Genomic DNA, 20,707 nt, shown 5'->3' with positions numbered 1-20,707 from the left:
TGATCCAAGCTATACGCTGCCCAACTGAAGTATAGGATTCCATTATTACCCTGGAATCAAGCGGAATAGAAGGATTTGTAAAATACCCCCGCAAAGTGGGGCTTTGGCTTCGATGATTACTCAGGTACTTTACGGGGACCCCAAAAGCATATAAATTGTAAAAAACAGCTGCCCGGATTCCGGACAGCTGTCTTCAATAATTCTGTATAAGCGGTTAAGGCAAGGCTACTTACGCAGATGCATCTCGAACTAATCCAGGATTTCCGGGAAAACCTCATCCAGATAATTCATCGTACAGTGCTCCGCATCCTCCATATATTTCAGCGTAGCATCCCCTTTGGCCCAATTCATCATTTTATCTGCATGAGTCTTGGGCTCAGGCATCACCTCATCACGGCCTGCATGAAAAAAAAGCAGGGGCGAGCGCAGGACCGGAGCGTCTTCAATGTCATAATTGAACTGCGGGAGCGCCTCCTCCAGCGTTGCACAGCCCGTCATATACGTAACCCCCCGCTGCCAGATGGGATTCAATTGCTTCAGCCCCTGAATCCCGCCGATATAGACCAGACCGCTGTTGCCGGCCGTACATTTCACCCGGGGATCGCGGGCTGCGGCCTCAGGCGCCAAATATCCGCCCAGGCTGAAGCCGACGAGACCAATTCTTCCGAGATCGATCCCGCTTGCCGGCTGCTGTTCAAACCAGTCTATTACCGCCGATACAGCAGTATGGTAATTCCGGGCATCGAATTTCAGCGAGCTCCACATCTCCCCTTGGCCCGGTCCGTCAAACGTAAAGAAATTAAAGGCCTGCCGGTTAAACACTGAGCCAAAATGATGCCCCTCCGCCTCCTTAATGTTATCCATGCCGTTCACGAAAATAATCAGGTGTCTGCCTTCTGTATCTGCTCTTCGCAAATAGCCCGGAATAGAGACTCCGCGATACGGGATATCCACCCGCACAGGCTTCTCAGCTTCGTTATATAAACATATCGCCTGGGCATAGCTTTCCCTCGCCTTTGCCTGGGTGGAATCTTTCTGCCGGCTGTCGATAAAAAAGATATGCTGACCCGCATGGTAGCAGGCCACCGCTTCATGGAACAAGGCTCTGGCTATACCCCGGCTGCCTTCCGTGAGTGCCTTTTCCGCTTTGCGGAACAGCTCATCGCCCTCAGCCGTCCAGACCTCGCACCACTCGCGCCAATCGCTGATTCTCCCCACCACTCTCCGGAGTCTCCCATAATCTGTACCGAACATGAGAAACCTGCTATACCAGCGCTGATACACTCTCTTCTCATTAAAAATAAACCGGAATGCAAATCTTTCCTTCACCGTTAATTCCACCATAATCGCTCATTCCTTTCGTGGACTCAGAATTAGTAGTTATATATATAATAGCTATAACAACTATGTGAACAAAAAAATTTATTGTGCGTTCCGGCAAATTGTCTCCAGGGTATGGATGAATTGCGCCAACTCCGCGTCCGGGATGTCTTGCTTAAATTGTTTATTCAACTGCTTCACATGGGGAATAAGATCAGCGAATATCTGTTTTCCCGCTGCAGTCAGATAAATCTGATAGCTTCTGCGGTCCTTGCCATGCGCTTCGCGGGCCACATATCCCTTCTTCGTGAGCACATCCAGAATACGGGTAACATTCGTCTTGTCCTTGAAGGTTCTGGCAGCAATCTCGCTCTGATTGATTCCTGGCTCCGCATACAGCACATTCAGCACCGTCCATTGTTCAAAGGTCAGATCGTAGCCCTTCTCCATAAAAATAGCCAGCATCCTGCGCTTGATGAGTACCTCGCCTTTGATAATCTGGAATCCAATCAGCTCTGTATAATCAAATCCGTTGTCCATAACCGCACCCGCCCCAACAAGTTGTTACAGCTACTATAGCTGTAACAACTTGTATCCGTCAAGGACTTATACCTCCAGACTGTAAGAACCTTCTCCCTTCACCGTATTATCTTCTCCGCGCAGCCATACTGACCACACCATAGCGGTAGAGCACCTTCCGGCCGAACCAGCCAAACAACCGGTCCGTCGCAAAGCCCATGAACCCCAGGCAGATCAGTCCGACAAAGATCCAGTCCGTCCGGAAGAACAGCCGCGAATTCCAGATCAGATAACCGATGCCTTCGTTCGAAGCGATCATTTCTGCGCCGATGATCGCCATGTAGGAGGTCCCCATCGCAAGGCGCACACCGGTGAAGATATACGGGATCGTAGCTGGTACAATCACATACAGCAGAATCTGCCATTCACTCGCACCCATGCTGCGGGCCGAGCGGATCTTGTCCTCCTCCACCGACATTACGCCTGTTAAAGTGTTCAGTACGACGATGAAGAAGGTGGCGTACATAATCAGCGCAATCTTCGACTGCTCCCCGATCCCGAACCAGACCAGAAAAAGTGTGATGAAGGCAATCGGCGGGATAAAGCGGATGAAATTCAGGAACGGCTCGGCAAATATGCGGATGACGTTTACTTTTCCGATGATCAGCCCTACAGGAATAGCCAGTATACTGCCGAGTACCCAACCGACAAGCACGCGGTAAAAGCTGATACCGATATACTGCATCAAGGTGCCGTCTTGGACCAGTTCCCGCCCTCCCTTAAGCGTAGCCCAGGGCCCCGGAATGACATCCGGACCATACACCCATGCGCCCAGCTGCCAGATGCAGAGTGCGGCAATCCATAGCAGGGAGACCGAGACCCATTTTTTCTCCACCCATTTCAACATGTACTGCCCCCCGATTCTATTCTTCAAAATGGCTCTGAATTTGGTTATACAGCGAGTAGAACTCCGGCGAGGCCACATCCCGCGGAAACGGCAGCGCATTGTCGTATATATCGGTGATATTGGAGGAAGGCCCCACGGACATGATGCCGATGCGCTCACCCAGCAGCAGTGCTTCCTGAATATCGTGCGTTACGAAAATAACGGTCTTATGCGTCTCACGCCATATTTGCACCAGCTCCTTCTGCATCGTCCGCCGGGTCATGGCATCCAGCGCGCCAAAGGGCTCATCCATCAGCAGGATCGCCGGATCATTCGCCAGTACCCGGGCCAGCTGTACCCGCTGCTTCATCCCTCCCGATAATTCCTTCGGAAATTTATCCTCATGCCCGTTCAGCCCGACTAGCGTGATATACCGGTCTGATATGACCCGGCGCTCTGCCTTGGCCGTCTTCTTCATCCGCAGTCCAAACTCTACATTCTCCCGCACCGTGAGCCAGGGGAACAGGGAAGAGTCTGCCTGCTGAAATACAACCGCCCGGTCCCGGCCCGGCTTATCCACCTCGACGTTGTCCACCCGCAGATTGCCGCCAGATTTAGAGACAAAGCCAGCGATCATGTTCAGCAGCGTTGATTTGCCGCAGCCGCTCGGACCGAGCAGCACGAAGAACTCGCCGCCTTTAATAACCAGGTTCACATCCTTGATAATATAATGAACGTCCCCGGCCGCAGGCTCGCTGTAGCTCTTACGCAGGTGCTCGATATGAATGGCATGCTGTTTGGCAGATAAAGACATGGGGCACCTCCTGAAAGTTAGGTTATTTCGTGTAAGTCACTTTATCCGGCAGCGCCTGCTTTAGCGGCTCCAGACTGAGCTTGCTGTCCAGATCGAAATCCTGTTCAATGATTCCTGTATCGATCATATATTTCTTCTGTCCGGCGAGGCTGTCATACGCAGCCTGGGTGAAGCCAACCCTCCAAGGATTCGTCGGCAAGTCCTTCAGCGTCGCTTCCTTCGGCTGCTTCAATTCCTTGAACATCAGATCGGCTACTTCCTCCGGATGCTCCTGGGCATAAGCCGATGCCTCGTCCACCGCTGCCAGGAATTCTCCAATCCCCTCAGGATTGGCCTGCACAAAGTCATTCCCGGCGACAATCCCCATCCCCAGGCGCACCGGAGTCTTAGACATATCCGTCAGCTCATGCACGCCCTCAAGCGCAGCCAGCTTATCCGTCAACGCCGAACCGCTGAACCAGGCAGCATCCACATCGCCCTGCTTAAGGGCAATGAAGGCTTCGTCGAACGCACCCTGTCCTGTCAGCTTCACATCGCTTAGCGCAATGCCCTGCTCCTTCAGGTATTCATCCCACAGATACGGCAGAAACGTACCGCGCATGAAGCTTAGGTTCTTGCCTTTCAGATCCGTAGCAGACTTGATCTCGTCCCTTACGTACAGCTTCCATACCGCCGCTGCCTGATCCGTAGCCTGGCCGGCGGAAGCAATGATCGAATACTCGCCTTTGGAGACGGCATTGAGCACCGGGAAATCGGCACCGAAGGCCACGTCTACCTGCTTGATGAATAGCGCATTCACTCCCTCAGCCGGAGTGCCGAAGTTGATGATTTCTGCGTCGATGCCATGGTTGGCGAAGATGCCTTTATCGACTGCTACCCGGAAGGTAGGATTCGTGTTGATATCGGCAATTTTAATCTTCAGGGTCTTCTGCTTACCGCTGTCTGTTCCAGTGGAAGCCGCCGCGTCTCCCTTGGAGCTGCAGCCGGACAGAACCAGTACGAGAGATAAGGATAAGAGCAGGAAGGCTGAGCCGTACCATGATTTTTTCAAAATTACGCACCTCTTCGTCTATGAATTTCTATAGCTATCTAGCCATCATCTAACTGGTTCTCCGAACGCTGCTCTCTTCCGCAGTAGCCACACAAGCGGCCCCCTCTGTAAACGGAAGCGTTGTTGCTACACTTACTACTGAATCCGATCCCTTCGGCGCGGCTCCAGGCACTCTGAAGCTGGATACATCGATTGGCCCGATGGCATTCTCCTGCGGCTTCGCCAGTTGCGGCACCCAGGCATAGGGTACACGGTAGGAACGGTAGACCATATTCGTATTCCTGCGGTCAGTGTACGGGGAGATATACTCCCAGACCAGCTCATGCTTAGCGGTCACCTCGAACAAACGTCCATTTGAACCCTCGGTAATCAGCGTGTTGCCGTTCGGGAGCCGCTGCGCCGAGCTGATATACGGACTGTAGAATTTATAGGAATCGGTCGGAACGGAGAAGCCGGCCTCCGCCGAGGTATATTGCCACTCGATATCCAGTGTTACCGGATTGATCTCCAGCACCCGGGAATGGTCACGCAGCGCATTCTTCTGTCCAAAAGGCGAAGAGGGATTCGGCAGACCGTATCCGCCCCAGCCGCCGTTATCGAATACGAGCAGATTGCCTTCGCCCGGCAGACCCTTCGGTATGATGTGGGCGTGATGCTGGCCAATAATCCAGCCAATATGCTTCACATCAGGCAGCGAATAATCCGGCCCCAGCCGCCAGACGATGGCTCCGCTGCTCTTGTCAGTGATGGCGATAATATTCGCCTCGCGGGCATCCCAGATAATGTTGTCCGGGTGGAAACGCTCGTCTCCGTTATCATAGAATTTGTTCGGCCCTACGTAAGAAGCGGAGTTGATATGCAGCCAATCGCCTACGCCGCCGCCCAGGTCTCCGAAGGAGCGGGTGTTGGGATCTCTGAATAGAACATTGCGCGCCGCCTGATCAAATCCCAGCTCAGCGAAATGGTCACTGGCCGCCCACTCCCAGATCACATTACCCTCCCAGTCCACTTCAATAATCGTGTCATCCAGCAGCTGTTTGTCAGAAATCTCAGCGTTATGCAGGTTCTTATGGGCTAAAATTAACGTTGTTCCGCTGTTAGCTGAAGGATTAAGCCCGGGAGCATAGTATCCGACCGGATTACCCTCCCGCTGATAATCGTGATGCTGGCGGGCGTACCACAGCGGCTCATAACCCGGGTCCTCGATATGCTCGTAGCCGTTATATCTCCAGACCACATTGCCGTCCCAATCGACCTGAACCAGATCCACATTATCCTGAATGCCGAATTTGGGATCTCTTCTGCCCGTGCTGCCCAGTACGTAGCCGCCGGGAAGAATTTTGGCAGGGAACCCGATCAGCCCTTGCCACAAATGTACTTCCTTGCCGCTCATATCGATCAGCACGACACCTTCGTCGCCTGCCTGAAATACGGTATAGCCGCTCCATGCCTTAGCGGGCTTGTATACCGTCGCCCCTGTCGGATAAATTGTTGAATGTCCCATGATCATCTCTCCTTAAAGTTTTGTAGCATTGACTTCGTTGACTTCCTTCGCAAAACTCACTTCGGAAGCACACACTTAAGTTTTGTAGCATTGACTTCATTTCAATAGCTGAGATATTTCTTGTTCGCGCCTGTGCGCGGCTTCTGTCCAGGGTCTTTGGGAACGGGGATTTCAGCATTGTGCTGCGCCAGCTTCAACAGGGTATCCGAGAATCCTTCCAGATTGCCGATGATCCGTTCATAGAAGCGGCTCTGCTGCTCAAGCTCCTTATCCGTAAAGCCCTCGAACAGAAGCGTAATACATCGGGCACCGATGCTGCCGTTGCGCTCCACCATCTCCCGGCCCTTGGCTGTAATATCAAGCAGCACTGTTCTGCGGTCATCCTCCTTGCGCCTGCGCAACGTATATCCGCCAGCCTCCAGCTTGTCGCTCAGCGCGGTTATGGCGCCCGAAGTGAAATCGAGCTGCTCCGCCAGATCGCCGAGCCGCTGCTCACCGCCAGCGATAATCTTTTGCAGAATCAGCATGCCCGGCAAGGCAATCCCCTCCACGCTTACCCGGTCTCGTTCCTTGACGAATCTGCGTACCATTTTACGGAACAGGTAGTCTGCCTCCTCCAGCCGCTCCCACTGTGTATCATCCATGCTATCTCTCCTCTGCTACACATCCATAGACCCACCAGAATCTAAAAAAGACCCCCGGAATATACCCATAAGGGAATATTTGCGGGAGCCTTTGGTAGTCCAATCAGCTCGATATGATCTTCACGGTTATTATTTCACCGTTCATTTAATGAGTAGTAAACTGTTGCTGTAATCATATACCCCCTTAAACCCACCTGTCAAGTATGAATATACTTAAGATTACTACGACAACCTGATCACATAGGTGATCAACTGATAGGCATCATCCTTCAGCACCGCGGTTGCTGCCAGCAGCTTCTTGCCCGAGGGACTCCAGCGCAGCTGGTCAGACAGGTGGATGTCATTCAGCATAGGTGTCTGCTCTCCCGTCTCTGCTTCGGTAATGAACAGGTCTTCTTGATCATCGGTGGCACCTGCTGTTGTAATCGCGTAGGCCAGCTTGCTGCCGTCCGGCGACCAGCTGGTGCCGAAGATCTGCTGTCCGGCAGCAAGCCGGGACTGCTCGTTGCCTTCGCTGTCACAGAGGAGCAGCACCCTCTCCCCGGGCCCTATCCGCTCTACTATTGCCAGCCTGCTCCCGTCCGGGGAGGGAATGACCCATTCCACATTTTTTTGCAGCATCTTAGTTTGCTTCGTGCCGGTATCATAGGCGCTAAGCTGGCTGTCTTCACCTGAGACATACAGAATCCGGCTGCCGGTCTGGATCACCTCATGAACATAAGGAATTCCGGTCTTCAGAATAGTCTCCTGCTTTCCATTTACATCAGTATTCATGATATTGCCTTCCATGTCCGGAAAAATCACATGCTCATTGTCAGACCATGTCGCTTCCCCGCTCCGGAACTCAGCCTCGCCCACCTTCACCGAAGCACCCGTAGCGAGATCCATAATATAGCCGAGACCGGTAATATCATATACCTCCATATAAAACAACCGCTTCTTATCCGGCGACAGACTCAGCGAGCCGTAAGTTTGCTCCCCCTCCTGCAGCGGAGTGTCCTCCCCTGTGGACAATGTGTGCAGATAGAGATTCTTCGGATAAAGTTCCTGGCCTTCTATCACCTGCGGAGGTAGCTCACGGTTCTCCTTAGTCACTACAATGACATCCTCGCTGACCATTTCCGTGCCCCGCACACCCTCGACCTTATCGATTCCTTCCAGCTTCAGCTGGGTGTAGACCGATTCGCTGGTATTATCCATGACCGTGATTTTTTGTCCGGATTCCTCAACCACCTGACGTGTTTTTGTACTCTCTGCGCTGCAGGCAGTGACGGACAGCAGAACAGCACCGTATAGGAGAACCTTCCACGCCTTGCGCGCTCTGATATTCTTCCCATCATTCATATAGGCTTCCCTCCAGCTATTGGTTGCTCTCAGCATACCGGATGCTTATTTCCAAACCACTCACAGAATGTTTCCAAGATGTAAACATATGTCCTTCAGGACACTAAGGGAAAAGACAGCTGGAACACTGCACCCTCGCCTGTACCCTCCAGCAGCGTAATGGTCCCGTTCTGCTTCTCCACCAGATTACGCACCAGGGAAAGTCCAAGTCCCGTGCCTCCCGATGCTCTGGAACGGTCACGGTTGACCGTATAAAATGGCTCGAAGATCTTATCACGCGAATCTTCCGGAATGCCGATTCCCGAATCGCGGACCGTAATCCATACCCGCCCGTCCCTGACCTCGTTATACAAGTGAACGCTTCCCTGCGGGACATTGTATTTGATCGCATTATCGAGCAGGTTAATGAAGATATGCATGAAGCTCTCTTTATCGATCCAAATATGTGCCGGCTTAACGTCTAGCATGACCGTAAGTCCATATCGCTCCACCTTGCCCTTCATCCGTCCGCAAATATCCCGTAGTGTGCTCTCGACCTCCAGCACCTCTGCTTGGGATTCGAAATCATATTTCTCCAGCGCGGTCAGTTGCAGCACCTTCTCCACCATCTCGTACAGCCGCTGCGTTTCCTTAGCAATGTTGATCTTCGCATCATGCAGCAGCTTAGGGTCATCGTCATACATATTCAGCAGATCAACATAAGCTTTGATCGAGGTCAAAGGTGTCTTGAATTCATGACTGATATTCCCGATATACTGCTTCTGCTGCTGCTCCAGCGCCTGAAGCTTCTCCACTGCGAGCTGCAGCTTGCGGCGCTCCTCATCCTTCGCGGCAATACTGCTCTCGATCTCCCGGCTCATGAAGTAGATGCCCTCGGCCAGCTCCCCAAGCTCATCCTTGCGCTTCAGCGGCGGAGCCGTAATATAATCGGCGCGGCGGATATCCTCCGCTGACTTCTTCAGCCGTCCGATCGCTGCCGCAGCACGGTTGAAGTACAGATATCCGGCCAGGAAGCTGAATACCAGCACCGCACCGCCTGTGGTCAGGAACAGATTCAGCAGCGTCTGCTGGAAGCTCCGGGCACCCTTCAGTGAATACTCCAGTTGCACCACGCCCATCTGTTCCTCCGGACCCTGCAGCGGGGCGAGATACAGCAGCTTGTCGCCCTCACTCTGATAGGCGACTTTATTATTCAGCGCATAGTCCAGCGCCGCGCGGACATCCGGCCTGCCCGGCCCCGGCTCACCTTGCGCCGAGGTTCCTACCTGCTGGCCCTGGCTGTCATACAGGGTAACTTCAAGGCCAGTGAACCCGGCCAGTTCAGCGGCCAGCGCCTTGCCCCGCTGCTGCATGAATTCCTGCGGTTCAAGGCGCACACCGATATAAAAGGTCTGCTTCACACGCAGATTGACGGTTTTGACATGCTGTGCCAGATAGCTCTCCGTCTGTCCCTGCTGGTTCCGCTCCACGCCGCGCAGCACGAAATAACTCAGCACACTGATGGCAAGAATAAGCAGCAGGGCCAGGAACAGGCTGAATTTCAGCTTAATGCTGATTCTCATACGTAGTTCCCCGCAGGTACCGCTTTATAGCCAACACCATAGACTGTCTGCAGAATGTTCTGGTAAGGCTCGCCCAGCTTTTTGCGCAAGCGCTGAATATGAATGTCCACCGTGCGCGTGCCGCCCGCGTAGTCCATATCCCACACCTGCTCCAGCAGCTCCTCGCGCATATACACCCGCTGCGGGTGGGAGAGCAGGAGGAACAGCAGGTCGAACTCCTTCGGGGTCAGCTCAAGCTGTTCTTCCCCAAGCTCGGCGCTACGCCGGTCCGGATGTACCCGCAGCGTGCCGTATTCGATCAGCTCGCTTCGGATCTCGGCCGTATTCTTCTCCAGCCTGCGCAGCAGCGCCTTGACCCGGGCCAGCAGCTCGCGGATCTCGAACGGCTTGGTCATATAATCGTCTGCACCGAGCTCCAAACCTACAATTTTATCGACAATATCATTCTTGACGGTCAGCAGAATAATTCCGATGTCATCACGGTTCTCAAGCTTCCGGCACACGTCATAACCGCTCAGCTTCGGCATCATTACATCCAGCACCAGCACATTCGGGTGGAAGGTATTCGTCTTGCCAAGCGCTTCCTCCCCGTCACCGGCGGTATCGACTTCATAGCCTTCACGCCGCAGCGCGTAGGCAATTGCACTCACAATGGCCGGTTCATCATCGACGACCAGTATTTTTTTATTCATGGAAAGTTCACCTGCTTGCTATGGATTTCATTTCTTAAGCTTTCCCGCATGTGGATGCGTCCGTCTTCACTTTAAGCAATCCTGTTTTTTTTTGCAAATGAGGGGCACCAGAACCTATCGGCTCCCGTCTGGTGGATCAAGCTGCCGCTTACTCCAAAAAATAAAGCAGCGATTATCCGTTATTGGACAATCGCTGCTTCCATAGTTGCGGTGACCTCCGGGCTAATCCGGGCGGTCTCACTCTGGCAGATAATGATTAGAGGTTCAGTAATCCATACAGCAGCTTCGCGGTTTCTGCACGGGTCACTTCACCGCGCGGGTCAAACTGATTATTGCCTTTGCCGCTGATCAGACCCTTGGCCTGCAGTTCACTTACCGCTTCCTTCGCCCACAGGGAGATGCTGCCCGTATCGGCAAATACTGCATTCCCAGCAGCAGATGCCGGTGACTGTGCACTAGCACCGGATTTCATCAGTCTGCTAAGCACCACGGCCGCTTCTTCGCGGGTAATCGTGTCATCCGGACGGAAACGTCCTTCGCTGCCCTCCATAAATCCAAGCTCAGCGGCCTTCTCCACAGACGATGCATAATATGCTCCTTGCGGCACATCAGCGAAGGAACCTACCGCTGGTGCACCCGCCGTGTTGTTCAGGTTCATCGCACGCACCGCCAGTACGGCGAAGTCTGCCCGTGTGACATTCCATGTCGGGGCGTAATGGTTCTCATCGATTCCTGTAATAATATGCTTCGCGGCCAGCTTATTAATGTACTGCTCCGACCAGCTTCCGCTCACATCGCTGAATACCTTGTGGTATTCCATTATTGCATAAGAAGAGAAGTGATCTGTTGTAAAGCTGACAGTATTGTTCTTGAAGATACCGCCCATATACTTCAGGCTGCTTCCATCCAGGTAGTAAACTCCGGCATAATCCTTATCGATCCCGCCAAACTCGCCGGCAGTCAGCATTAAGGTTACTGTTACACTGTTCTTGAACTGATGAACGGCTGTTTCTTTACCACCGGACACCGTTTTGAGTTCAAGCGTAACCCCGGCCTGCGGAGCGCCTAAGCCCGCCGTTCCTTTGCGGTTCTCCTCAATGGTCTGCTGAAGCTGCGGCGTCAGCACTGTATGAATGCTTAGCAGCACTTTATCACTGCCTTCCGGAATATCCGGCAGCGATTCTGCCGGAATGGCTAGCTCGAACCCGGAAGAGACAATCTTCAGCGCCTTCTTGTTCTGAACTGCCTGCTCTACACCCTTCGCATCGAGCGCCAGTTGAATTATCCCCTGGCTAACGCCGGATTCGGTTAACGCGATCCGAATCGTTCCGTCAATGGTTTCCCGGATCAGGGTCTCAAAATCTTTAAGGGATGCGCTGTAATTGCCGTCCTGGCCCATAACCAGCTTAATGCTGCCTTTGTCCGCTCCGGGCACAGCTGCAGGGCTCGGCGTAACCGATGGAGCCGGCGTAGCAGCAGGTCCGGTTGTTCCGACTGGCCACGGATCAGTCCCTTCAGGAGCCGGTGTTGGTGTTGGTGTTGGCGCCACCCCTTCTTTTCCGGTGTAGAATCCCCAGATATCCGATAGCACGCTGCCTGTATTTCCATCCTCCACCTTCGAATACCACTGATAATAGCTATCCTGATTCAGGTTGTTCCAGGGTACCGTTACCTCGTTGCCGCTTGCCACTACTTGCTTCACGGCAATCTTCTGGTCACTGTACACCTTCACACCAATATAATCTGTTGCCACACGTTTGGTCACCGGCTGAAGATCCAGCGGGAGTGAGAACTCGTCCTTACCCGGGAATTCAACTTCATCATAGAAGTTGTAATCATCCAGAAAAGGAGAATAGGTCTTCACATGAAGCTGATTATTCGAAATATCGAACTGAAGCAGACGGATGTACCCTAGTCCCCCTTGTTCAGCCCCTTGATAATCCGCCAGCATCTGATAGACATTGCGGTCAGCCACACCGTCTCCATTATCATCCAGCGGGTCCACCTTAAGCTCCGCATCGTGATAATGACCTGACAATGCCGCGATGACATTCTTGTTCGGTTTTACGACTTTCTCGAAAATAGTGTCGGCAATCGGTGCACGGTTGTTGGATACCAGCATATATTCATGCAGGCATAGTATCGCCTTACGCTCCGGATATCGGGCAACCACTTCATTCATCCATTCAATTTCCTGTTCAGCCAAACCCCAGCCCATATAGACAATGATGAAATCATTGCCGCCCGCTGAGACGAGATCATAATGTCCGCGGTTATTATCGTAGGAGCCTCCGTAAGTCGGCAGGTTCTTAAATCTCCATTCACCAAAATACTCCCAGAATTTCGTATAATCGCCGTTCTGGTGACCCACATCATGGTTGCCGGCAAGCACCCCGTAAGGAATACCCGCGTCCTCCAGCACCCGCATGTCCTTGTCAGCCTCTTCCCACTCATATTCCTGATAGGATTTATCCACCACATCACCGGTATGAATGACATATTTCAGGTTAAGGCTGTCCTTGTTGTCGGCAATCCACTGCACATTCTTCTGATAAATGTACGGATAGCTCTGTGAATAATATTGGGTATCTGACATCCATACAAAGGAAAAGTCATAGGTGTCCTGTGTAACCGTGGATGCAGCCGCTGCGGCAATCTCATCCTGCACCATAACAGCGACTTTGTCCCCGTCCCTGTAAACCCCGGCGCTCACTGTCGACTTCAGTTCAAAGTCCGTGGTTCCCGCAATCTGGTGGTCCAGCAGCACCCAGTTCTGTCCGGATGGGCTCCAGGCATACAGACTTACCTTCCGGCCCGGAAGAGAGTTGCCTTTCCACTCTACATCCACACGGTCTGTTGCTTTGACCGATTCATCCAGCTTAATTTCATACCGTTGATACGGGAACTGCTCCACCGCATCATTGACGAGATAATCCCCGTCCGCAGCACTAATTCTTCTATACTCCTCACCGCTTAGCGCCTGCTCACCGGCAGGAACCGGCTGTTTGGGCGGTTCGGTATCAGAGGCATTCTTAAATCCGGTGAACCCTTGCTCCGGATGACTGCCATCATATTTAAATCCTTGATAGAAAGCGACATCCAGCTTGTCTCCGGTCGGGTCTTCCACTTTCACCGTGAGCTTCGGGCTGGTACCTACGCCCTTAGCCCCGTTGATTGGAGCAATTACCTGCGGAGCATACGGATTCTCCTCAGGTACCTTGAAGGTAATCAGCTTCTCGGCCTTGTTCCCCGCCTTATCGGTGGCAGTAATGGACAGATTGTGCACTCCTCCCGCCAGCATGCCTGAGGATGTCGCATAGGGAAGCTCAATCTCCGTATCATCCAGTTTCACACTGACCTGATCCACACCGGCATATTCATCAGTAACATCGGCCTTCAGCTCAATGCTGCCCCGGTAAGTCTGGCCCTCTTCCATATTGGATTGAATAGTTGGCGGCGTATTGTCCACAATGACCTTGGATTTCACCTGCTCCTGGCCATGTGCAAGAATCAGCGTATGTGATCCGTCAGTTGCCTGCGCCGTATTCCAGTCATACGCTTTGGAGCGCAGTTGCTCCGACTGCAGCTCGAAGCGGAAGCCAATCGACGGATTTTTGCCTGTAGAGTCACCCATCTTAATCTCTTTATCCCGCGCACTGTAAGCTGGATCCCATACTTCTGTTCCGTCCGCCAACAGAAGACGGACATTCTTTATCTCGAAATCATCCTTATTCTCTTCCGGACGGGGATCAAATGGAGATGACTTCGAGCCTGCCCTGATATAAATTACGTTATCCGTCCCCGCCTTAAGTGCAGCGGCAGATATCGGGAAGGACAGCGTGGTATAGGAGGTGATGGGATCCATAAATGTATATAGAATACTCTTGTCTCCCAATTCCTCAGGCCCCATGGTAATTCCGTTCTTGAAATAATAATCGACATTCTTGGCATCGAAGACAAAATAAGCATCGTTCTCAAGGGCAGGATAGACCTGAGTGTCATCTGTCTCTTTGCCGTCAATGCTTAGCACCAGTTCATCTGCTTCGGCGCTCGCCGCGGTTCCCTTGACCGTAACGCTGCCATGCAGCAGTGCGTTATCCTTCACATTCAAACGCAGCGGGGACCGGTCCGGTCCGCCCGTTATTTTCACCTTGGCCAACGGTGATTCTGTTTCCTGACTTCCGTCTGAAACGACAAAGTAATATTGAATCTCCGTTCTGCCGATAAGTTCGGCTGAAGATAATTTGAAGTGATACAGGTTGTCGTTATAATCCTGGGCCAGATTGTGGCTGACGAAGTCAGGCTGCTTGTCCGAAGCTACTCTCACCTCTACGGACGTAACTCCTTTGTTGTCATCGGCAAAAGCCTTCAAATCCAGGCTTCCCGACTGATCAATCTCAGAAATATCTGTAAGATCATTCACTTCCGGAGCTTCGGTATCCAGTTCCACATGAACAGGGGTTACGGGAACTTGGGCTAGATCTGCACTGCCAGGTGACGGAACAGCTTCTCCGGAACTGATCTTAAGCATTTTACCTGTACCGTTCACAGGGTATTTGTACTGAAGCGACTTACTCTCCTTTGTCTCGTCCCCTTTGGTTCCGCCGTTATATAGAGTATCGGCATCATAATAAGCAGCTGAAATTTCCTTCTCCGTATTGCTCTTAATTACGATTCCCCGGCGGCCGGAGTTAGACATCCCGTCGCTTTTGATCAAGAACAGATTCGTGCCTTCTACCAGATCCGTATTAAATGCTGTATTGAAATCACTTGCCTTATAGGCCGCATTTGCGCTGTTAATCACCCAGAATACAACCGACTGCTGGGCAGGAATGTTCAAGCTCTCCTGCGTAGACGGCCACTTCACATCCGCAGCATTGCCTTTATCGGGATACCGGTAAAACAGCTTGTAGTTTTTGAAATCGACCGGCTTGTCCGTATTGTTATAAACCTCAATAAACTCGAAAGCATCTGAGGTGGTGCCCGCTGCATTCGAGGAGTTGGGGAGCAGCTCTGTGACGAGCAGCGGCGGCACCAATGCAGAATTGAAATCCGGCTGGTTTACATGCACCGAATAGCTCTCGGTTACATTCTTCACACGAATGCTGTAGATTAGCTCCGGCTCTTCCAGGGCAGCTGCTGGAATAACCGCGGAATAGGCCTCTCCCCCTGCAGATGTCATGGTAATGACGGTCTCCCGCAGCTGCGAAGTCGTACGGTACAGCAGCTCCACGGCCGGTGCAACCTCTACATCCGCATTCTGCAGATGGGTGATTGTTGCATTAATCACCAGATCTGCTGGATCTGTACTGCTCTTAGGGGTATGACTGATTACCGGGGTCATCTCTCCGGGATCATGCTCCGGGATCTGACCAGCCGTTACTGTCCCGGGTGTGGCAGGGATTATGCCTGCCTCTGACATCAGAACCATTTCTGTGCCTCCGGTTACCGGATACTGGTAAACAATCCCGTTGTTCTCCTTGACCTGCTCCTTGGCATAAGAGGCAGAGATAATTAGGGCATCCCCGGCTTTGCTCTTGATCTGCAGGTTGCGAGGTGAGCCATTCGCCATACCTCCGCCTCCATTGATCCGGAATAGGTTAACCCCCTCCTGTAAAGACGCTTCAGGCGAGAAGTTGGCTATGAAATCATTGGCAGTTGCTGCCTGATTAGTGCCGTTCATAATCCAGAATACAATATTCCCGAATGCCGGGATGACGGTATCACCACCGGTAGTCCAGGTGTTCGCGCCGTTGTAATAGAAATAGTAGTCATTGAAATTAACCGATGTATCCGTATTGTTGTAGACCTCTACATATTCATAACCATCCGCACTGCCTACATTCTTGGTATCCGGAACCAGCTCAGTAATGAGCAGCGCCCCCGGCTGTGATGGTGTGGCATATACAGCAGACGTAACTGATTCGTTGCCAGACTGCGCCTCAGGCAGGGTCTCTCCGTCTGTTAGTGTTGCAATCTCTGATGACGTCCGCTGTATCTCTGACGGAATTTCCTGGGCGTAGCTTCCAGGAACCATGATGCCAAGCATAAGACTGCCTGCCATCAAACTGGAGAACAGGCGTTTACCTTTTGCTGTAATTCTCAACTTGTGAACACTCCCCGTATGTGTGTTATGAATTCCTTGCATAAACATGCAAGCTGGTAACCATCCATAAAGTATACGGGGGGTTTGTAATCACTCTGTCAGTACATTGTAATCTTTAGGTAATTTTAAAGTTTCGTTAAGGTTACCATTAGGTTAGTTGTTTATAATGGGTTTACAGCAGAACCTAGCTGCTCTTGAATCTCTGAGCTAATGACAGACATTGAATATGAAAAGAGGATATTAGACATGAACATAAAACATATGAATATTAAGCGGGTAATGATTGTTGGAACGATGATCGTAGCCATGTCGTTTGGAGGAACAGCCTGGGGCAAGCCTGCGTTACATACCATCCCCGTTGCCAAATGGTCCACATCGGATGTGGCCGAGACCGATGAACTGCTGGATGCCCTGAATCTGAGCCAATCCTCCGACGAAGAGCTGTACGACGCCTTGTACGACGGCAAATCCCTGCGCACCATCGCTGAAGAGAATGGCGGTAACATTAATAACGTCATCAATCTGCAAGTCAAACAGCTGACGCAGCAGCTTGAAGCAAGATTGGCGAGCGGTAGCATTACCCGGCAGCAATACACCGCTCAGAAAGCTGAACTAAGAGAGATCGTGACGCAGAGTGTGCTGACTTCGTTCGGTTGAGTAAGAATCACCTGGCAGACGGGAACTGTACTCTAATACTTAGCATAACAGAAACGGTACCGCCCTCAGGGCGGTACCGTTTCTGCGATAAATGATGGTAAATATTGCACGGAACCTTCCGGTCCCGAGGCTTTTCATTATTAGACGGATGATTGTATCAAGCAGAGGTCCGTCCATTTGTACAGCATAACCAGGATTCCGACACTGGATATCCGCCCCACACTGAGCGCGCATTCCCGCCATACCACAAGCTCTGTGCTAATTCTGCCGCCTTGATTGAATTGGCTGACATAATTGTAAGTCAGCGTATTAAAAGGCGTATCAAAAACCGGCCTGCTAACTGCATCCATAATTCCGAAGAGCAGTAATGTGCGAAGAGCAGGTGGACAGATTCAGGCCTAATCCATTTAACCCGTTCACCGACAATAACGTCTTAGCGGGTATGGGTAGCCTCGTGCGGACGTTCACACGGGTGTCCGCGATGCCCCGGACACTCAAACGATCTTCTCTTCCCGCAGCTTACGAAGGTAGACGGGATTTGTCAGGCAAGTAGTGACCGTCATATTCGCCTCCGCCCGGTAACGGCTTGCTTCTGCACGGTAGAACAAGCGGTCCGTTAACACAGGAAATGTATAATCTCCACCGCTCTCCACGTTCCATTCCTGCTCTACGCCGCGGTCAGACCATAGCTGTACGAGGTCTCCTGCCGCACCCGACACTTGTATAACCAATTCATATTCCTGCTGCTGACTGTCCACGATTACCGTGTCACCAACGCCTGCCTCCCCGATGGATAGCTCAATGAAAGTCTCGTTTGTCCCGGAGGACAGGACTACACGCCCGGCCCTGATTCCACGAAGAATCGCCTCCTTCGATTCTGCTTCCGAGCGGACATAAGTCGTAGGCGTTCCATGCGCGACATACGGCTCAATTCTATGCGTGTCACTTCCCCCTACAGCAATAATCTTCCGGCTGGAAGCCAGTTGCTCCTGCCACCAGCGCACGGCAGTCTCGTTAATCGGACGCCAGGGTCCATTCCATACCTCGATAGCATCGTAGGGCAAGTCAAAGCCTAATTCCCACGGACAGTTCGAGCAGAACGGGTGATTTAAAGAAATGAATGCCCCCTTGTCCGCCGCCCGCTGTAATACCCCTCTGGCCTGCTCCGGAGTCAGGATACGGAAGTCGTCCAGTGCGTCAGGATGCCCGAGCAGGTTGCAATGTCCTTTGTAGCTGGTTAATTCCACCCCGGGAATAAGCACAATTTGCTCATCGGCTGCCAGTGTGGCCAAATTCTGCGAAGCATTATTGTGATCGGTGAAGGCCATGAACTCCAGCCCTTTGTCCCTGCAAGACTGAATGGCCTCCCGGGTAGTGTAAGAACCATCACTGTGAACGCTATGCATATGCAAGTCGCCCTTCATCCAGCGGGAATGCTCATGAAAGAGCTTCACATCCATTCTGACCTCACACCCGCCCTCGGGCACACGGTAGGCACCCAGAAGGACCTTCCATTCTCCAGCAGCTATCGGACCGGCCAGGTAGCCGGGGGTCGCTTTGCCGAGTCCGGTGAAGAAGGATTCTCTGGCTCCGCCGCTCCAGCCTACTATCCGTTCCGGTGAACGGAGTCCAATATCAATGACAGCCGCCCCATTCTGACGTTCGTACGTATAGTTCACTTCAATCTTTTCCACAGCCGCCCCGGCTGCAAAGGGGATTTCAATATACGTTTGCTCCTCTTCTTTTACAATCCTTCTGTTCAAGGAAAGCTCTGAGATGATCTGCAAGTGATTTCACCCTTTCTATTCTTTGTTCGCGCCTAACATGAGGCCTTTCATGAAATATCTTTGGATGAAGGGGTATACGGCCAACAGCGGCATAATCGAAATGAGGATTCCGGCCATCCGGACATTGGTGGTAATCAGCAGATTACCGGATGTGGCACTCGCATCTGTGATCATCGACTTGAGGGCGACCTGAAGGGTAATCTTGTGGCTGTCGTTAATAAACAGAACCGGAGCACTCAGCATGTTCCACCGGCTCACAAATTCAAACAAGGTGACCGTAGCGACCCCGGTGATTGCCAGTCGCATATAGATTGTTGTGAAAATACGCAGCATCCCTAAGCCGTCAATCTGCGCAGATTCACACATCTCATAGGGAACACTCAGGAAAAAATTGCGCATCAGCAAAATTGAAAAGCCGGAGATCATACCGGATAGGACCAGGGAGCTTAGCGTATTTATAAGATGCAGGTCCTGATTCACCAGATAGAGCGGAATCATAATTGCGTCCTGCGGAATCATCATCGTCAGCAGAATAAATGAAACCATGAATTTCTTGCCGGGCAATTGCGGCTGGATAAGTACAAACCCCGCCATGCTGGACAGCAGCACATGCAGAAGCGTACCGGTGACCGTGACAATTACGCTGTTCATGAACGGACGCCTTAGATCCAGACTGTTCCACACTGTACCGAAGCCTTCTATACTGAATTCTTTGGGAAACAGAATGATCTCAGGCTTCATGGAAGCCATCCCGGAAGAGAAGGCGAGTGCGACTACATTGGCAAAAGGGATAATCATCGTTAACATCAGCAGGATCAGGAAAATCGCGTTCAGAGCATCAAACGTCCTGTTCCCCCATCCCCTTCTCTCCATGCGTTCGATATTCATGATTACACCTCATCAAAACGTGTCATTTTTCTAACCACAGAAGCTAGCACCAGTGTAAATAAAACGACGAAGAAGCTGGCCGCCGCCGCCGGGCCTATACGGATCTCCATAATTCCTTTCTGGAACGTATACATCATGAGCACATCGACCTTGCTTGCAATTGCCGGATTCCGCATCACGAAGATCTGGTCAAATATCCGGAATATCCCCAGTGTATTCAGCAGCAGGATTACCTTCATCGTGTTCATTAACTGCGGCAGCGTCACATAGCGCACCTGCTGCCACCTTGTTGCCCCGTCCATCCGGGCGGCTTCGTATAGAGTAGGGCTAATCCCTGCAATGCCGGCCAGAAACAAAATGCAATTGTAGCCCATATCCTTCCACACGGCCGAACCAATCATTATAATTCTTGCCCAGGCTTCATCCGCCATAAAATTAATCGGCTGGATACCAAATATTTGGACCAGCAGCAAATTCACGAGTCCGCTGTCGGGGGACAGAAGGAAAATAAAAATCCCGCCGATGACCACCCAGGATAACAAATGCGGAACGTACAGCACCAGCTGCGCAGTTCTCTTGAACCAGCTCTTCATGACTTCGTTCAAAGAAAGGGCAATTAGCAGCGGAGCGATGAAACCGGTAATGAGAATCCCGCCGCCTATATATACCGTATTCCATAGTGCATCCCAAAAGGTCGGATCGTGAATCACCTGATTATAATTATCCAGTCCGATGTAAGGACGTTCGCCCATAAGCTTGTAGTCCTGTAAACTGGTCTGCAGGCCTTTCGCTAGCGGGTAATACGAGAATACTGCAAAGTAAACGATCACCGGAAGCATCATGACGTAGAATATCGAGTTTTTCTTGATCAATCTCATGGCTGTTCCGCCTCCTGCCTCATGAAGTCCTATGGCCCGCGGGGAGCGGCAGTAG

The 20,707-nt window shown here is 51.9% G+C and carries 15 protein-coding genes; 1 reads left to right on the top strand and 14 read right to left on the bottom strand.

The window, feature by feature from the left end; genetic code table 11:
• Positions 1-249: 249 nt before the first annotated feature.
• The 11 genes from R50912_RS01700 to R50912_RS01650 all read right to left on the bottom strand — a co-directional run bounded on the left by R50912_RS01700 (position 250) and on the right by R50912_RS01650 (position 16,442).
• Positions 250-1,254, bottom strand: a complete 1,005-nt coding sequence (locus R50912_RS01700) for an alpha/beta hydrolase family protein (RefSeq protein WP_231637760.1) — start codon at positions 1,252-1,254, stop codon at positions 250-252.
• A 168-nt stretch (positions 1,255-1,422) separates the two neighbouring features.
• A complete protein-coding gene (locus R50912_RS01695; protein ID WP_042231887.1) occupies positions 1,423-1,860 on the bottom strand; it encodes a MarR family winged helix-turn-helix transcriptional regulator in 438 nt (145 codons plus the stop codon).
• A gap of 106 nt (positions 1,861-1,966) precedes the next feature.
• On the bottom strand, positions 1,967-2,746 hold the full coding sequence (locus R50912_RS01690; protein WP_042231884.1) for an ABC transporter permease: 780 nt from the start codon (positions 2,744-2,746) through the stop codon (positions 1,967-1,969).
• Positions 2,747-2,762: 16 nt separating this feature from the next.
• Positions 2,763-3,539, bottom strand: coding sequence for an ABC transporter ATP-binding protein (locus R50912_RS01685; RefSeq protein WP_042231883.1), 777 nt, complete (start codon positions 3,537-3,539; stop codon positions 2,763-2,765).
• Between the two features lie 22 nt (positions 3,540-3,561).
• Complete coding sequence (locus tag R50912_RS01680; protein WP_042231880.1) at positions 3,562-4,590, bottom strand: ABC transporter substrate-binding protein; 1,029 nt, start codon at positions 4,588-4,590, stop codon at positions 3,562-3,564.
• 49 nt (positions 4,591-4,639) lie between these two features.
• Entirely contained in the window at positions 4,640-6,094 is a 1,455-nt protein-coding gene (locus R50912_RS01675) for an aryl-sulfate sulfotransferase (protein WP_042231877.1), read from the bottom strand.
• Positions 6,095-6,195: 101 nt separating this feature from the next.
• Entirely contained in the window at positions 6,196-6,738 is a 543-nt protein-coding gene (locus R50912_RS01670) for a MarR family winged helix-turn-helix transcriptional regulator (protein ID WP_042231874.1), read from the bottom strand.
• Positions 6,739-6,960: 222 nt separating this feature from the next.
• Entirely contained in the window at positions 6,961-8,082 is a 1,122-nt protein-coding gene (locus R50912_RS01665; RefSeq protein WP_042231873.1) for a TolB family protein, read from the bottom strand.
• A 95-nt stretch (positions 8,083-8,177) separates the two neighbouring features.
• On the bottom strand, positions 8,178-9,644 hold the full coding sequence (locus R50912_RS01660; protein WP_042231870.1) for a sensor histidine kinase: 1,467 nt from the start codon (positions 9,642-9,644) through the stop codon (positions 8,178-8,180).
• Positions 9,641-10,336: a response regulator transcription factor gene (locus R50912_RS01655; protein ID WP_042231867.1), complete on the bottom strand. Its 696-nt coding sequence runs from the start codon at positions 10,334-10,336 to the stop codon at positions 9,641-9,643. Before R50912_RS01655 ends, R50912_RS01660 begins: the two co-directional genes overlap by 4 nt.
• Before the next feature lie 256 nt (positions 10,337-10,592).
• Positions 10,593-16,442 (bottom strand): S-layer homology domain-containing protein, encoded by a 5,850-nt coding sequence (locus R50912_RS01650; protein ID WP_052415911.1) that lies wholly within the window; start codon positions 16,440-16,442, stop codon positions 10,593-10,595.
• 246 nt (positions 16,443-16,688) lie between these two features.
• On the opposite strand from R50912_RS01650, the gene R50912_RS01645 reads away from it, so the two are divergent.
• Positions 16,689-17,099 carry a hypothetical protein gene (locus tag R50912_RS01645; RefSeq protein WP_231637759.1) on the top strand — a complete coding sequence of 137 codons (411 nt, stop codon included), beginning with the start codon at positions 16,689-16,691 and terminating at the stop codon, positions 17,097-17,099.
• A gap of 494 nt (positions 17,100-17,593) precedes the next feature.
• Here R50912_RS01645 and R50912_RS01635 read toward each other — a convergent pair whose 3' ends face one another.
• From R50912_RS01635 to R50912_RS01625, 3 genes are read right to left on the bottom strand one after another with little or no spacing between them, the layout of a single operon-like run.
• Positions 17,594-18,886, bottom strand: coding sequence for a CehA/McbA family metallohydrolase (locus R50912_RS01635; RefSeq protein WP_042231863.1), 1,293 nt, complete (start codon positions 18,884-18,886; stop codon positions 17,594-17,596).
• A 15-nt stretch (positions 18,887-18,901) separates the two neighbouring features.
• Positions 18,902-19,774 (bottom strand): carbohydrate ABC transporter permease, encoded by an 873-nt coding sequence (locus tag R50912_RS01630; RefSeq protein ID WP_231637758.1) that lies wholly within the window; start codon positions 19,772-19,774, stop codon positions 18,902-18,904.
• A gap of 2 nt (positions 19,775-19,776) precedes the next feature.
• Positions 19,777-20,652, bottom strand: coding sequence for an ABC transporter permease subunit (locus tag R50912_RS01625; protein WP_042231861.1), 876 nt, complete (start codon positions 20,650-20,652; stop codon positions 19,777-19,779).
• Positions 20,653-20,707 lie beyond the last annotated feature (55 nt).

It is taken from the genome of Paenibacillus sp. FSL R5-0912 (assembly GCF_000758605.1).
In the GTDB taxonomy this organism is placed as follows: Bacteria; Bacillota; Bacilli; order Paenibacillales; family Paenibacillaceae; genus Paenibacillus_AQ.
Note: the sequence above shows the minus strand (reverse complement) of the source record. Positions and strands in the feature narration are given on the sequence as shown.

Coding starts and splice junctions, on each gene's coding strand:
- R50912_RS01700 (WP_231637760.1), bottom strand. CDS start 1,254: ATGTTCGGTACAGATTATGGGAGACTCCGGAGAGTGGTGGGGAGAATC.
- R50912_RS01695 (WP_042231887.1), bottom strand. CDS start 1,860: ATGGACAACGGATTTGATTATACAGAGCTGATTGGATTCCAGATTATC.
- R50912_RS01690 (WP_042231884.1), bottom strand. CDS start 2,746: ATGTTGAAATGGGTGGAGAAAAAATGGGTCTCGGTCTCCCTGCTATGG.
- R50912_RS01685 (WP_042231883.1), bottom strand. CDS start 3,539: ATGTCTTTATCTGCCAAACAGCATGCCATTCATATCGAGCACCTGCGT.
- R50912_RS01675 (WP_042231877.1), bottom strand. CDS start 6,094: ATGGGACATTCAACAATTTATCCGACAGGGGCGACGGTATACAAGCCC.
- R50912_RS01670 (WP_042231874.1), bottom strand. CDS start 6,738: ATGGATGATACACAGTGGGAGCGGCTGGAGGAGGCAGACTACCTGTTC.
- R50912_RS01665 (WP_042231873.1), bottom strand. CDS start 8,082: ATGAATGATGGGAAGAATATCAGAGCGCGCAAGGCGTGGAAGGTTCTC.
- R50912_RS01660 (WP_042231870.1), bottom strand. CDS start 9,644: ATGAGAATCAGCATTAAGCTGAAATTCAGCCTGTTCCTGGCCCTGCTG.
- R50912_RS01655 (WP_042231867.1), bottom strand. CDS start 10,336: ATGAATAAAAAAATACTGGTCGTCGATGATGAACCGGCCATTGTGAGT.
- R50912_RS01645 (WP_231637759.1), top strand. CDS start 16,689: ATGAACATAAAACATATGAATATTAAGCGGGTAATGATTGTTGGAACG.
- R50912_RS01630 (WP_231637758.1), bottom strand. CDS start 19,774: ATGAATATCGAACGCATGGAGAGAAGGGGATGGGGGAACAGGACGTTT.
- R50912_RS01625 (WP_042231861.1), bottom strand. CDS start 20,652: ATGAGATTGATCAAGAAAAACTCGATATTCTACGTCATGATGCTTCCG.